The organism is Nocardioides aurantiacus (genome assembly GCF_003752505.1).
GTDB classification, from domain to species: Bacteria; Actinomycetota; Actinomycetes; order Propionibacteriales; family Nocardioidaceae; genus Marmoricola; species Marmoricola aurantiacus.
Genome location: NZ_RKHO01000001.1, coordinates 2,786,741 through 2,800,011, shown reverse-complemented (window position 1 = coordinate 2,800,011; position 13,271 = coordinate 2,786,741). Strand labels below are relative to the sequence as shown.

The window sequence follows — 13,271 nt, the reverse complement described above, 5'->3', positions numbered from 1 at the left end:
CGACCCCTCGGAGGACGTGTCACGGGTGGGTCCACCGTAGACCCCGTCGCCGCCGAGCCGGCCCGCTCGATCGGTGTGCGCACGACCTCCGCCGCCGGCAGCGGGACGGTCGAGCCCGACGCTCAGGTGGGGCCGTAGGACAGGAAGGCCCAGTAGCAGGCGGCGGTCGCGGCCAGCGTCGTCACCGTCATCGCGGTTGATCCTGGGCTCGGAGGGCGGGGTGCATCGGCCGCCTTCGCTGGGTCGTGCCGCGGTCGTCCACAGCGCAAGGCATCACCTGCCGTGCGGTACCGAGTGCTGCCGGCGACTTCGGGAACAGGAGGTGCCCACGACACGGAGGTCACCATGCGAGCTCTCACCTTCCACGGCAAGCGCGACCTGCGGGTGGACGACGTCCCCGACCCGCGCATCGAGCAGCCCACCGACGCGATCGTCAAGGTCACCTCCTCGGCGATCTGCGGCTCCGACCTCCACCTGATGGAGGTGCTGGGCCCGTTCCTGCACACCGGCGACGTCCTCGGTCACGAGCCCATGGGCATCGTCGAGGAGGTCGGCCCGGAGGTCACCCACGTCAAGCCCGGCGATCGGGTGGTGGTGCCGTTCAACATCTCCTGCGGCCACTGCTGGATGTGCACCCGCGGGCTGATGGCGCAGTGCGAGACGACGCAGAACCGGAAGACCGGCAAGGGCGCGACCCTGTTCGGCTACACCGACCTCTACGGCGCGGTGCCCGGCGGCCAGGCGGAGTACCTCCGGGTCCCGCAGGCCCAGTTCGGCCCGATCCCGGTGCCCTCCGACGAGCCCGACGAGCGCTTCCTGTTCCTCTCCGACATCATCCCCACGGCCTGGCAGGCCGTGAAGTGGGCCGACGTGCAGGAGGGCAGCACCGTCGCGGTGTTCGGCCTCGGTCCGGTCGGCCAGTTCGCGACCCGCATCGCCAAGCACCTCGGCGCCTCCCGGGTGATCGGCATCGACCGGGTGCCCGAGCGGCTCGCCATGGCCCAGCGTCACGGCATCGAGACGCTCGACAACTCCGACGTCGACGACGTGGGGGCAGCGCTGATCGAGCTGGTCGACGGGCGCGGTCCGGACGGGGTGGTCGAGGCGGTCGGCATGGAGGCGCACGACTCGCCGTTCGGCAAGCTGGCGCACGGCATCGTCGGGGCGCTGCCGGACGCGGTCGCGGCCCCGATGGCCGACAAGATGGCGCTCGACCGGCTGGGCGCGCTGCACGCCGCCATCAAGGGTGTACGCCGCGGCGGCACCGTCTCCGTCAGCGGCGTGTACGGCGGCGAGGTGGACCCGATGCCGATGATGGAGATGTTCGACCGCGGCATCACGATGCGCTTCGGCCAGTGCCACGTGAAGCGGTGGATCGACGACATCATGCCCGCGGTCCTCGACGACGCCGACCCGCTCGGCACCCTCGACCTGACCACCCACCACCTGCCGCTCGAGCAGGCTCCGCACGGCTACGACATCTTCCAGAAGAAGCAGGACGGCTGCATCAAGGTGGTGCTCCAGCCGTGACGGGCCGGGGACGTCGCGTCCTGGTCACGGGCGCCTCGTCCGGCATCGGCCGCGCCACCGCCCACCGGCTGGCGACCGAGGGTGCCCGCCTCGTGCTGGTCTCCCGGTCGGAGGGGGTGCTGGACGAGGTCGCGCGCGAGTGCACCGCCCGTGGCGCCTCCGAGACCCTGGTGCTGCCCACCGACGTCGGCGACCACGAGGCGGTGGAGGCGACGTTCGCGGCTGCGTTCGCGGCGTACGGCGGGCTCGACGGGGTGGTCCACGCGGCCGGTGTGGCGGCGTACGGGCGGTTCCACGACGTGCCGCCCGAGGTGTTCGAGGGCGTGCTGCGCACCAACCTGGTCGGCACGGCCAACGTCGCCCGGGCCGCCGTCCGGCTGTTCGAGGAGCGTCGGGGCGGTTCGTTGGTGCTGCTGGGGTCGGTGCTCGGCAAGATGTCCACGCCGTGGATGTCGCCGTACGCCACCAGCAAGTGGGGCGTGGCCGGCCTGGCTCGGGCGCTGCAGATCGAGGCGCGGAGCCTGCCCGGCGTCGAGGTCTCCCTGGTCTCGCCGGGTGGGGTCGACACCCCGATCTACGACCTGGCCGCGACCTGGGTCGGTCACCACGGCAACCCGCCCCCGCCGGTCACGACGCCCGAGAAGGTCGCTCAGGCGTGCGTCGCCGCCCTGGACCGCGCCCGTCGTGACAAGGACGTGGGTTTCGGCAACCCGGTGATGGTCGCGGGCTTCCGGCTGCTGCCCGGGGTGTTCGACGCGCTCGTCACGCCGCTGATGGCCCGGATGGGGCTCGACGGCCGGGACACCCCGCCCACGGCGGGCAACGTCCTGGAGCCGGTGCCCGAGGGTGAGGCCGTGCGTGGCCGCTGGCCCCACGTGTGGGGCCAGGTGCGGTAGCGACCGGCTCGTTCCCGGTGGGTGCCGGGGAACGAAGGTGCGGACGCGGCGCACGCACCTGCGTCCGGGCTGTCGGGGCACCCGGGTGAATAGCGTGGCTCCCCGAGCGGGCCAGCCCGTCGAGCTGGCACCGCTCTACGTGGTGCTGGCCTCCGACGAGGCCGGCTACGTCTCCGGCGCCCGCGTGGCGGTGACGGGCGGGCGTCCGATCCTCTAGGGCGAGCGCCCCTCGGGCCGGGCTACGAGCGCGACTGTGCCTCGGCCTCCTCGACGGTGAGCTCGGCGGTGGGCTGCGCCTCGAGCCGGGCGTCGGGGATGGGGTCGCCGCTGAGCACCGAGCGGCCGTAGGTGCCCTCGGCGAGGCGCTGCTCCGCACGGTCGATGGCGGCGAGCTTGTCGCGCAGCCCGGCCTCGACGGCGTCGTCGCGCTCTTCCTGCTCGATGGGCTGTGCGGCGTCGACCGAGTCGCCGGCGTCGCCCGGGTCGTTCACGTCGTCGGGCCGGACCTCGTCCTCGTCACGTCCGAGCTGACGCAGCAGCCCCTCGACCTCGTCGCGCTCCTGTGCCAGCAGCTTGCGTGCCTCGTCCTCGTCCATGCGCATCGAGTACCCAGTACGCCGGAGGCCGTTCGCGCGGGTCGCGTCACACCGGGCTGAGCGTGGCGGTGGCGCGGCCGTCGACCTCGTCGACCGAGACGACGCGCAGCCCGGCCGCGGTGGCGAGGCCGGGGATGCGGCTCGACCCGACGGTGGCCCACGCGAACGGCTGGGAGAGCCGCCCGCTGACGCGGAGACGGACGTCCTCGTGGACGCGGGAGGTGTCGCTCGGCGACAGCTCGACGAGGGCCGTGCCCGTCGGTCGGAGCAGCTCCCGGACGCGACGCAGCAGCCTGACCGGGCTGCCGCCGATGCCGATGTTGCCGTCGGCGAGGAGCACGTGGCGCCACCTCCCGGCGGCGGGCAACGCGCCGAAGACGTCGCGGCGGAGCGCCGCGGCCCCTCGGGCGCGGGTCTGCTCGACCGCGGTCCGTGAGATGTCGGTCCCGAGCGTCACGACCCCGCGGTCGGTGAGGCCACCGGCCAGCCTGCCCGGTCCACACCCGACGTCGATGGTCGGGCCCTCGCACGGGTCGAGGAACAACCGTTCGTCGGACGGGGAGGGGCGGCCGCTCCACAGGGCGGTGTCCACGGTCGTCTCCCGGCCGTCCGGGCGGACCATGCGACACGCCTCGCCCCCGAAGACCGCGTCCATGGCCTCGGGCACGGAGAGCAGCCGGTCGGCCGGGGCCGCTCGGCGCACGCGGTCACGCGGGGTGGCGGTCGGGGTCATGACTGGTGGTTCGTCACCGACAGCGCATCGGATGGGACCCGGGTCCTCCCCGTGTGAGCCGGCAGGTGGGCGTCCTGGTTGCTAGCGTGCCCCATGGCCCTGACCAACGAGGAGCTCCGGATCGTCCCGCTCGCGCCCCAGACGTGGCCGATGTTCGATGCCATGGTGCTGCGCCACAACGGCATCTTCGGCGGCTGCTGGTGCACGTGGTTCCACCCCGACAGCGAGGACCGGGCGCCGGGTGCCGAGGGCAGCCGCGCCGAGAAGAAGCGCTACGTCGAGTGCGGCGTGGCGCACGCCGCCCTGGTCGTCGACGGCGACGAGGCGGTGGCGTGGGCGGAGTACGGCACGCCGGCCGAGCTTCCCAACATCCACCACCGCAAGCAGTACGACGCCGAGGCGGACCTGGTGCCCGACTACCGCGTCACCTGCATCTTCGTCGACAAGCGTCACCGCAGACGCGGACTGGCCGAGACGGCGCTCCTCGGCGCCCTCGACCTCATCGCCCGGGAGGGCGGCGGCGTGGTCGAGGGATACCCGCACGTGCCGGGCGAGAAGAGGGTGTCGTCGTCGTTCCTCTACAACGGCACCCGGGCGATGTACGAGCGCTGCGGCTTCGAGTTCGTGCGTCCCAAGGGTCTGAAGAACACCGTGATGCGCCGCACCGTCGCTCCCGCCGGCTGACCGCCCGCGCGTGGTGGACGGCCCGGCGGGGTGGGCCGGCCTGGCACCCTTGCCCTGGCTCGCCACCGCGCGCCGTACCTCGACACCGGGAGCGTGCAGGACCGTGGACATGCAGATGGTCGACCGGGTGCCCGACTGGGTGACGCCGGTGGCGTGGATCTACATCGCCCTGTCCGTGGCCGCTGCCGCGTGGATCGCGCTCGACGTCCGTCGCGACCGGCGCCGGCACGCCTCGGTCGCGAGCGAGCTGGTCTGGGTGGCCTCGGGTCTCTACCTGGGCCCGTTCGCGGTGCCGCTCCACCGCCGCCGCGGACGGGACGACGCGACGACCTCGGCGGCCGTGGCGGGGCTGCCCGGTGGCGGTGCCTCGGCGGTCGCCCACCTGGTCGGCGTACCGCTGGTGCTGCTCTCGGGCCTGACGATCGCCGGCATCGACCTGTGGGTCATGATCATCGTCATCGGGATCATCGCGATGCTGCTGCTGTTCGCCTACGAGCGCGCGGCCACCCCCGCCGGCGCCGCGACGACCGGCCCCGGCCGTGCCGCGGTCGCTGCCGTCGTCACCGTCCTGGCGTTCGACGTCGGGATGGGCGGCTGGATGTTGCTGCTGCACGTCACCGAGTACATGCCGCCGGCGACCGAGGGCAGCTTCTGGTTCCTGATGCAGGTCGGCATCATCCTGGGTCTCGTCACCGGCTACCCGGCCGTGCGGTGGCTGCAGCGGCAGCGGCTCGCCGCCACCCCGGCCGTGTGACCGTCACCCTCGGACCACCCCTCAGGTCTCCGACGACGCCGCCATCAGTGCACGGAGCCGCCGGCGGCCACGGCGGATGCTGGGCCGTACTCCCAGGCGGTGCCCCTCGTAGATGTCGAACAGGGCACGGTGGCAGTTGCGGGCGAGGACAGCGACGCCCTCGCTGCGGGTGAGAGGTCGGCCGTAGCCGGCGACGAACGCCTGCTCGGCGCCAGGGGTGCGCTGCCACCAGGCGTAGGACAGCCCGGCGAGGTCACGTGTGGGTGGGTGCCAGCCGGAGTCGCCGAAGTCGATGACTCCCAGCGTGCTCGTCGCGCCCGTCACCCAGTTGTGAGGGCGGAAGTCGCCGTGGCTCGGCATGTCGAGAGGCTCCAGGGACGGTTGCTGCTCGAGCATCCGGACGGCGCTGCGGGCGAACGTGTACGCCGCCTCGCCGACCGCGCCGGGGTAGCGCTGGTGCATCGCATCGAGCGTCCGACCTGCCTGGGCGATCGACCTCGTCCGAGGCCGCGGCTCCTCGCCGCCGTGGAACTGGGCGAGCCATGCTCCGGCCTGTCGGAAGTGGTCGAGGTCGCTGCCGTCGGAGGGGAGGCCCGGGAGTGCGCTGACGAGGATGGTCGACAGCGTCTCGTCGGAGGCTGCCAGGGCAGGCATGGACCCGGCCGGGACGTGACCCCAGCTGTCGTACGCCCGGACCTCTCGTTCCCACGCGGTCGCTCGCGGTTCGATCTTCAGGAACCACGTGCCGCCCTCGCGGTCGGCGACCTGGTGGACCACGCGGCCGCGCGCCCGAGCCATGCCCGTCTGAGGTGGTGTCGACACCCATCGTGGGTCCGGGACGACACCCCTCACCCAGTCGAGGACCGGCCGGGGCACGACGTCCGCCAGCGCGGCCGCGGTCGGACCTGCCAGGCCGCGGCGTCCGGTCCTGCGGAGCAGGTGTGGTCGCCACGCGGGAGTGGACGTCACCGCGCCACCTGGACGCCGGCCGGGCGTGGGAGTCGCGAGCCGCAGACGTCCTCGCGGTCACGGCCAGACCTCAGGGTTGCTCGCACGCACGGACGGTCCACGGATCGGATGAGGTCCCGGTGAGTGCTGCATGAGAGACCTCTCACCTGGCCGCTTCCCCGCAGCGCGGTCTCGATGCCGGTGGTGGCACCGTATCGATCCATGTCAAGATAGACGCGTGTCGAACTCATGCACTCCGCCCTCCGACCTGTCGTCGCTCGATGAGGCCCTGGCGTGCTGCACGCCGCTCTCGCGCGAGCCGCTGAGCTCCGAGGCGGCCGCCCAGGTGGTGCCGATGCTCAAGGCCATCGCCGACCCGGCGCGGCTGCGTCTGCTCTCCCTCGTGCTCTCCCACGCAGGCGCGGAGGCGTGCGTGTGCGACCTGCTGCCCTACTTCGACCTGTCCCAGCCCACCATCAGCCACCACCTCAAGGTGCTGCACGAGGCCGGGCTGCTCGACCGGGAGAAGCGCGGCACCTGGGTGTTCTACATCGCCCGGCCCGCCGCGACGGCCGCGCTGGCCAACCTGTTCACCGCTGCTGGTGACGCGAGCGGGGTGCCGGCATGAGCGACACCGTGAACGAGACGAAGCGTCCGTCCGCACCCGACGGTGACGTGCTGCACCAGCTGTCGACCCTCGACCGGTTCCTGCCGGTGTGGATCGGCGTCGCCATGGTCGTCGGCCTCCTGCTCGGGCGGCTGGTGCCCGGCATGGACGACGCGTTGGCCGCAGTCGAGATCGGCTCGGTGTCGCTGCCCATCGCCATCGGCCTGCTGATCATGATGTACCCGGTCCTGGCGAAGGTCCGCTACGACGAGCTCGGCCACGTCACCCGCGACACGCGCCTGCTGGGCACGTCCATCTTCCTCAACTGGGTGCTCGGCCCGGCACTGATGTTCGCGCTGGCGTGGCTGCTGCTGCCCGACCTTCCGGAGTACCGCACCGGCCTCATCATCGTGGGGCTGGCCCGCTGCATCGCGATGGTGCTGATCTGGAACGACCTGGCCTGCGGCGACCGCGAGGCGGCCGCGATCCTGGTCGCGATCAACGCGGTCTTCCAGATCCTCGCCTTCGCCGTCCTGGGCTACTTCTACCTCCAGGTCCTGCCCGGCTGGCTCGGCCTCGAGCAGGCCGCGCTCGACGTGTCCGTCTGGGGGATCGCGAAGTCCGTGCTGGTGTTCCTCGGCATCCCGCTGCTCGCCGGCTACCTCACCCGCACGCTGGGGGAGCGGGCCAAGGGTCGCGACTGGTACGAGTCCCGGTTCCTGCCGAAGATCGGACCGGCCGCGCTCTACGGGCTGCTGTTCACCATCGTCATCCTGTTCGCGCTGCAGGGCGGCACCATCACCTCCCGACCGCTCGACGTCGCTCGCATCGCGCTGCCCCTGCTCGTCTACTTCGCCCTCATGTGGGGCGGCTCGATGCTGCTCACCAAGGCGCTCGGGTTCGACTACCAGCGCGCCACGGCCGTCTCCTTCACCGCCGCCGGCAACAACTTCGAGCTCGCCATCGCGGTGGCCATCGGTGTCTTCGGCGTCACCTCCGGGCAGGCGCTCGCCGGGGTCGTCGGCCCGCTGATCGAGGTCCCGGCGCTGGTCGCACTCGTCTACCTGAGCCTGTGGGCGCGCAGGTTCTACCGCGAACGCACGACCACCCCGACCGACACCACCGCTGGAGCCGACCGATGACCACCACCGATCCGGTCGCCACGAACCACGTGCCGCAGGTCGTCTTCGCCTGTGTCCGCAACGGCGGCCGCTCCGTCATCAGCCGCGTCCTCACCGAGCACTACGCCGGCGGCCAGGTGACCGCCCTCTCGGCCGGCACCCAGCCGGGGGAGCACATCCACCCCGAGGTCGCCGACGTGCTCGAGAAGCTCGGGCTCGACACCTCCGCCGAGCAGCCGAAGCTGCTGACCCGCGAGACCATCGCAGCCAGCACCGTGGCCATCACCCTCGGCTGCGGCGAGGAGTGCCCCTACGTCCCGGGAGTCCGGTACGTCGACTGGCCCGTCGCCGACCCCGGCGGCCAGGACGAGGCCGGTGTACGCGCCGTGGTCGCTGACCTCGACAGCCGTGTCCGGACCATGCTCACCGAGCTCGTGCCCGGCATCCGGCTTCCGGCCTCCGTGCTCGAGCGTGCGGTCTAGGTCCTGACCACTAGCCGGGGGCCGTCGCGACAGCCGGAAACTCAGGTGCTGGTGGCAGGGTCCGGGGTTCCAGCTGGGGTGCCGCTGAGGTGAGGAGTCCTCGGCGCCACAGGCGGTGGACCAGGACGCCCCCCAGGACCGAGCCCAGGGATCCGAGCGACAGGTCGCCGAGGGTGTCCGTGTAGGCGTGGCGCTTCTCGGAGGAGTTGGCGATGAAGGCGAAGTACTCGGCTACCTCCCACGACACCGCTGCGGTGACGCCGAAGGCCAGTGAGCGCTCGACGACGGCGCCCAGGGTCGAGCTGTGCCGCATGGTCAGGAGCACGACGGCGGCAGTGAGCAGGCCGGTGTTCATCAGGTGCATCAGGTCGTCGAACCACACCACGGAGTCGTACAGGTCGAGCCTGTTGCCCAGGGTGTCGGTGAAGCACGTGGACGTGATCATGAGGTCGGCGACCCAGGGGAAGGAGGATCGTTCCCGCCACCACACCCACCAGATCACGGGAACGGTGAACGCCAGCGCCGGGTAGGCGACCGCCCGGAGGCCGGCCGCCTTGTCCTCCACGTTGCCCAGCTCCGGGAAGATCATCGACATCACGAGCAGCACGACGAGCCCGGCCTTGGCCGCGAAGTCCGCCGTAGCCACGGCCAGCGGCACCGGGTGCCGCACCGCCTCCGGCGGCGTCATGGCTGCCACGGCTCGAGCGTGGTGGTGCGACCGGGCCCGGACGCTGCGGGGAGCAGCCGGCCGGGAGGGGCGGGCGCGTCGTGCTCAGCGGTCGGCATCGCGATCCTCCTGCTCGCGCTGGTAGACGTCGGGGATGCCGTCGTCGTCGGCGTCGATCGCTTCGTCGGCCGCCATCTGCTCGTACACGCGGTCACGGGACTTCACGAGCACCGCGGCCAGGAGGCCGGCGACCAGGGAGCCGGTGAGGATCCCGACCTTCACGTGGTCGTCGGCGGTGCTGCCGGCGCCGAAGGCGAGGTCGCCGATGAGGAGCGAGACGGTGAACCCGATGCCACCGAGCAGTGAGACCCCCAGGACGTCGAGCCAGGTCAGCTCGTCGTCGAGGGTGGCGTGGGTGAAGCGGGCGGTGAGCCAGGCGGTGCCGAGGATCCCGATGGGCTTGCCGAGCACCAGCCCGGCGATGATGCCCAGGGCGATGGGGTCGGTGAGGGACTCGGTCAGGCCGGAGAGGCCGCCGATCTCGACGCCTGCGGCGAAGAAGGCGAACACCGGGACGGCCAGGCCGGCGGAGATGGGCCGGATGCGGTGCTCGAAGTGTTCTGCGAGACCAGGGCCGGCGTCGGGGCCCCCGGCAGCAGCGGAGCGGATGACCGGGACGGTGAAGCCGAGCAGCACGCCCGCCACGGTGGCGTGCACGCCGGACTCGTGGACCAGGACCCAGGTCGCCGCGGCCAGGGGCAGCAGCAGCCACCACGAGCGGATGCGGCGTTGCACGGCGAGGGCGAAGAGGCCGAGGGGGACCAGGGCGCCGGCGAGGGGGAGGAGCTGGAGGTCGGCGGTGTAGAAGATCGCGATGATGGTGACAGCCACGAGGTCGTCCACCACGGCGAGCGTGAGCAGGAACGTCCGCAGTCCTGTGGGCAGGTGGGTGCTGATGATGGCCAGGATGGCCAGGGCGAACGCGATGTCGGTGGCGGTGGGGATGGCCCAGCCGTTGAGTGCGCCGCCCCCCGTGCCCAGGTTGACCAGCACGTAGATCACGGCGGGTACGGCGACGCCGCCGAGCGCCGCCAGGATCGGAAGTGCTGCGCGGGCGGGGTCGCGGAGGTCGCCGGCGACGAACTCGCGCTTGAGCTCGAGCCCGACGACGAAGAAGAAGATGGCGAGCAGTCCGTCTGCAGCCCAGGTCCCCAACGACAGGTCGAGGTGGAGCGAGGCCGGGCCGACCTCGAAGTCACGCAGGGCGGTGTAGGAGTCCCCGACGGGGGAGTTGATCCACACGAGGGCGATGACGGTGCCGACGAGCAGCAGCGCGCCTCCGACGGTCTCCTTGCGGAGCACCTCGGTGACGCGTGTAGCCTCGGCGAAGGATCCGCGGGCGAAAGCCCGGACAGGGCGGCGGTCGGACGGTGATGGCACGGTGCGGCTTCCTCAGGGGTCGTCGACATGATTGCCGACCAGACTTCCCGGCGCACCGGGGCTGATCCTATGTCCGTCGTGGGGCTGCGGCGAATCGTCGCGGTGGGCCGGGGTCCCTCCCGCTCCCGCCAGTCGGAGGGGAGCTCCCCGCTGAGTCGTTCGACGTGCACGGCGCGTGCGTCGTCGACCCCGACGATCAGCGCAGGCCCAGGCTCGGGGGACAGCGATCGAGCTGGGCCTCGACGCAGCGCAGTCCGCGAGGTCGTGCTCGTCACCGGCGCTGCAGCACCGCCCACGCGAAGGCCTGCTCAGCCCCGGAGGGCGTGGTGTGGGTATCGGTGTCGAGCTCGACCTGGGTGAAGTGCTCCGCGAACTCGAGGGCGAGCTCGTGGGCGGAGCGCTGGGCGGTGGGGAGGCCGGAGCAGTGGGTGGGTCCGTCGGGGGCGAACCCACCCACGACGAGGTGTCCTTGCGGCGCCACGGTGCGTGCGGCCAGGTCGACGTAGCGGGCGCGGTCGCCGGGATCGGTCAGGAAGTGCAGCACGGCGCGGTCGTGCCAGACGTCGTACTGCCGGGCCGGAGACCAGTCGAGCACGTCGCTCACGACGAGCTCCGGGTGCGGAGCGTGCTGCCGGAGGCGTTCGCGGGTGAGGGCGAGGCCCTCGTCGGAGACGTCGAGCAGGGTCACGTGCTCCCACCGCTGGGCGACCAGGTGGTCGCCCAGGGGAGAGGCGCCGGCGCCGATGTCGACCACGCTGGTCCTGGACCCCCGGGGACCGATCAGGCGCAGCGACGTGGTGGGGACGTCCTCGTGCCAGGAGACGGTGCGGGTGTCCTTGGTCGCGTAGACGGTGTCCCAGTGCCGGGCGCTGCCGCTGGTCTCAGCCACGGCGGAAGAGGCGGCTCAGGAAGCTGCCCGAGCCGCGGTCCGCGGCGGCGCGCTCGGCGGCGGTGTGCTTGCGCGGGCACCACTGCGAGGCCGGGACGGTGGCCTTGACCTGGGCGATGTGCTGGCCGCAGCCGGCCCAGGTGGTCTTGCCGCAGATCTTGCAGGTGGCGGGACGACACATGACGGGTCTCCTTGGTCTCGAGGGTGCGATCGGGTGCTGCAGGTCGGTCGTGGGCGAGACAGATACCCGTAGGGGTATCTTCTCGACGCGAACGTAACACCCGAGGAGGCGTCCAGTCCAAGTCCGCCGAACCGACCGCGGTCGCGGCATCGAGGCTACGGAGGAAATACCGTAGGGGGTATGCTGGTTGCAGCGATGACCGGTGGTGGAGTCGCCCCCGCCGACGAGCATCACGAGGAGATCCAGATGACCACCACCACCCTGGGTGCCGCGAACATCGAGCGCACCATCGCCGAGAACGACATCGTCCTGGTCGACTTCTGGGCTGCCTGGTGCGGCCCGTGCCGGCAGTTCGCCCCCGTCTACGAGCAGGCGTCCGCGGCCAACCCCGACGTGGTGTTCGGCAAGGTCGACACCGAGGCCGAGGCGGCCCTGGCCGGTGCCGCGCAGATCACCTCGATCCCCACGTTGATGGCGTTCAAGGGCGGGCAGCTGGTGTTCTCGCAGCCCGGAGCGCTCCCCGCCCCGGCGCTCGCGCAGGTCATCGAGGCGGTGCGTGCCCTCGAGTCCGACCAGGACGAGCAGACTGGGCCGACCACCGCGTCCACCACGGCCGCGTCCACCACCCCGAGGAGTGCCTGATGGCCGACTACACCCTGTCCACCACCCTGGCGATGCCGTACGACGCCGCGGTCACCGAGGTCCGCGAGGGCCTGGCCGACCAGGGCTTCGGCGTCCTCACCGAGAACGACCTCAAGGCCACCCTCAAGGCCAAGCTCGACGTCGACGTCCCGGCCCAGGTCATCCTCGGCGCGTGCCGACCTCCGCTGGCCTACGAGGCGCTCCAGGTCGACCCCTCCATCGCCACCGTGCTGCCGTGCAACGTCGTGGTCCGCTCGGTCGACGCCGACACCACCGTGGTCGAGGCGTTCGACCCTCACGCGATGATGGGTCTCTCGTCCTCAGGTGGGCTCGACACCGTCGCCGCCGATGCACGGCAGCGACTGGACGCCATGCTCGCCGCCCTCACCTCCCCGACCACGACCCCGCAGGAGCAGTGATGGAGCTCGACCCCACCAAGATGACCCCGGTCGTCAACCGCATCAAGCGGGCCCAGGGTCAGCTGGCCGGTGTGCTGCGCCTGCTCGAGGAAGGCCGCGACTGCGAGGACGTCGTCACCCAGCTCGCCGCCGTCTCCAAGGCCCTGGACCGGGCCGGGTTCGCCATCGTCGCCTCGGGCCTCCAGCAGTGCCTGGTCGAGGGCGACGGCATCGACGGCGTCGACGTCAAGAAGATGGAGAAGCTCTTCCTCTCGCTGGCCTGACGCGGTAGTCGCGTCAGACCCCGAGACGCCGCCCGCCAGCTGCGCCACCGGCTCCAGACTCCCTCAGGGACGACCCGGCCCGGCTCGCGGTCCTGAACGCCCGCCCGAAGACCTGCCTGTCCGACCCGGACGCGCCGGCCCGCGTCCCCCAGGTGCACCTCCATCGCGACCTGGGGGACTCCGCGCAGCGCGCCGCTCCGAGCCGCAGCCGCTGGCCCGTCAGCTCAGGGACGTCCTCGTGTCGTCGAGCCACCGCCGGTGAGTCGGGCGCGGAAGCCCGCCGCCGCTGCTGGTGCTCCGCCCCGTGAAGTGATCCGGGCGGACTCGTCCCACGTCGACCTCGAGCGTCCTCCGGTGAGGTCGCGCGGGGGTCTGGGGCGCGGTTTGATGGATACCCCTGGGGGTGTTAACGTATCGAC

At 72.0% G+C, this 13,271-nt stretch carries 18 protein-coding genes; 11 read left to right on the top strand and 7 right to left on the bottom strand.

Going from position 1 to position 13,271, the window contains the following annotated elements:
* Positions 1–345 precede the first annotated feature (345 nt).
* From EDD33_RS13575 to EDD33_RS20715, 3 genes are all read left to right on the top strand, one after another.
* A complete protein-coding gene (locus tag EDD33_RS13575) occupies positions 346–1,530 on the top strand; it encodes a zinc-dependent alcohol dehydrogenase (protein ID WP_123391490.1) in 1,185 nt (394 codons plus the stop codon).
* On the top strand, positions 1,527–2,426 hold the full coding sequence (locus EDD33_RS13570) for an SDR family NAD(P)-dependent oxidoreductase (RefSeq protein WP_246003514.1): 900 nt from the start codon (positions 1,527–1,529) through the stop codon (positions 2,424–2,426). The genes EDD33_RS13575 and EDD33_RS13570 overlap by 4 nt, the downstream gene beginning before the upstream one ends.
* Before the next feature lie 94 nt (positions 2,427–2,520).
* The gene (locus EDD33_RS20715) at positions 2,521–2,643 is read left to right on the top strand and encodes a hypothetical protein (RefSeq protein WP_281274173.1); all 123 of its coding nucleotides are present in this window, start codon (positions 2,521–2,523) and stop codon (positions 2,641–2,643) included.
* 22 nt (positions 2,644–2,665) lie between these two features.
* Here EDD33_RS20715 and EDD33_RS13560 read toward each other — a convergent pair whose 3' ends face one another.
* Together EDD33_RS13560 and EDD33_RS20355 are read right to left on the bottom strand one after the other, a co-directional pair.
* Entirely contained in the window at positions 2,666–3,022 is a 357-nt protein-coding gene (locus EDD33_RS13560) for a TraR/DksA family transcriptional regulator (protein ID WP_123391489.1), read from the bottom strand.
* A 46-nt stretch (positions 3,023–3,068) separates the two neighbouring features.
* The gene (locus tag EDD33_RS20355; protein WP_211332547.1) at positions 3,069–3,755 is read right to left on the bottom strand and encodes a methyltransferase domain-containing protein; all 687 of its coding nucleotides are present in this window, start codon (positions 3,753–3,755) and stop codon (positions 3,069–3,071) included.
* Between the two features lie 93 nt (positions 3,756–3,848).
* Between EDD33_RS20355 and EDD33_RS13550 the strand changes: the two genes are divergently transcribed.
* Together EDD33_RS13550 and EDD33_RS13545 are read left to right on the top strand one after the other, a co-directional pair.
* Positions 3,849–4,439 carry a GNAT family N-acetyltransferase gene (locus EDD33_RS13550; RefSeq protein ID WP_123391488.1) on the top strand — a complete coding sequence of 197 codons (591 nt, stop codon included), beginning with the start codon at positions 3,849–3,851 and terminating at the stop codon, positions 4,437–4,439.
* 109 nt (positions 4,440–4,548) lie between these two features.
* Entirely contained in the window at positions 4,549–5,193 is a 645-nt protein-coding gene (locus tag EDD33_RS13545) for a DUF4396 domain-containing protein (RefSeq protein ID WP_123391487.1), read from the top strand.
* A 21-nt stretch (positions 5,194–5,214) separates the two neighbouring features.
* On the opposite strand, the gene EDD33_RS13540 is transcribed toward EDD33_RS13545, so the two are convergent.
* Positions 5,215–5,991: a phosphotransferase enzyme family protein gene (locus EDD33_RS13540; RefSeq protein ID WP_123391486.1), complete on the bottom strand. Its 777-nt coding sequence runs from the start codon at positions 5,989–5,991 to the stop codon at positions 5,215–5,217.
* Positions 5,992–6,379: 388 nt separating this feature from the next.
* On the opposite strand from EDD33_RS13540, the gene EDD33_RS13535 reads away from it, so the two are divergent.
* The 3 genes from EDD33_RS13535 to EDD33_RS13525 are packed head-to-tail and all read left to right on the top strand — an operon-like array spanning position 6,380 to position 8,351.
* On the top strand, positions 6,380–6,769 hold the full coding sequence (locus tag EDD33_RS13535) for an ArsR/SmtB family transcription factor (protein ID WP_246003513.1): 390 nt from the start codon (positions 6,380–6,382) through the stop codon (positions 6,767–6,769).
* Positions 6,766–7,890, top strand: a complete 1,125-nt coding sequence (gene arsB, locus EDD33_RS13530; RefSeq protein ID WP_123391484.1) for an ACR3 family arsenite efflux transporter — start codon at positions 6,766–6,768, stop codon at positions 7,888–7,890. The genes EDD33_RS13535 and arsB overlap by 4 nt, the downstream gene beginning before the upstream one ends.
* Positions 7,887–8,351: an arsenate-mycothiol transferase ArsC gene (locus EDD33_RS13525; RefSeq protein ID WP_123391482.1), complete on the top strand. Its 465-nt coding sequence runs from the start codon at positions 7,887–7,889 to the stop codon at positions 8,349–8,351. The genes arsB and EDD33_RS13525 overlap by 4 nt, the downstream gene beginning before the upstream one ends.
* 10 nt (positions 8,352–8,361) lie before the next feature.
* Here EDD33_RS13525 and EDD33_RS13520 read toward each other — a convergent pair whose 3' ends face one another.
* From EDD33_RS13520 to EDD33_RS13505, 4 genes are all read right to left on the bottom strand, one after another.
* Positions 8,362–9,039, bottom strand: coding sequence for a DUF2238 domain-containing protein (locus tag EDD33_RS13520; protein ID WP_123391481.1), 678 nt, complete (start codon positions 9,037–9,039; stop codon positions 8,362–8,364).
* Positions 9,040–9,123: 84 nt separating this feature from the next.
* Positions 9,124–10,380 carry a Na+/H+ antiporter NhaA gene (gene nhaA / locus EDD33_RS13515; RefSeq protein WP_246003512.1) on the bottom strand — a complete coding sequence of 419 codons (1,257 nt, stop codon included), beginning with the start codon at positions 10,378–10,380 and terminating at the stop codon, positions 9,124–9,126.
* A gap of 349 nt (positions 10,381–10,729) precedes the next feature.
* Complete coding sequence (locus tag EDD33_RS13510) at positions 10,730–11,347, bottom strand: class I SAM-dependent methyltransferase (RefSeq protein WP_123391479.1); 618 nt, start codon at positions 11,345–11,347, stop codon at positions 10,730–10,732.
* Positions 11,340–11,528, bottom strand: coding sequence for a hypothetical protein (locus EDD33_RS13505; RefSeq protein WP_123391478.1), 189 nt, complete (start codon positions 11,526–11,528; stop codon positions 11,340–11,342). Before EDD33_RS13505 ends, EDD33_RS13510 begins: the two co-directional genes overlap by 8 nt.
* A 246-nt stretch (positions 11,529–11,774) precedes the next feature.
* On the opposite strand from EDD33_RS13505, the gene trxA reads away from it, so the two are divergent.
* The 3 genes from trxA to EDD33_RS13490 are packed head-to-tail and all read left to right on the top strand — an operon-like array spanning position 11,775 to position 12,852.
* The gene (gene trxA, locus EDD33_RS13500) at positions 11,775–12,170 is read left to right on the top strand and encodes a thioredoxin (RefSeq protein ID WP_123393421.1); all 396 of its coding nucleotides are present in this window, start codon (positions 11,775–11,777) and stop codon (positions 12,168–12,170) included.
* The gene (locus EDD33_RS13495) at positions 12,170–12,589 is read left to right on the top strand and encodes a DUF302 domain-containing protein (RefSeq protein ID WP_123391477.1); all 420 of its coding nucleotides are present in this window, start codon (positions 12,170–12,172) and stop codon (positions 12,587–12,589) included. Before trxA ends, EDD33_RS13495 begins: the two co-directional genes overlap by 1 nt.
* On the top strand, positions 12,589–12,852 hold the full coding sequence (locus EDD33_RS13490) for a metal-sensitive transcriptional regulator (RefSeq protein WP_123391475.1): 264 nt from the start codon (positions 12,589–12,591) through the stop codon (positions 12,850–12,852). Before EDD33_RS13495 ends, EDD33_RS13490 begins: the two co-directional genes overlap by 1 nt.
* The last annotated feature ends 419 nt before the right edge of the window (positions 12,853–13,271 follow it).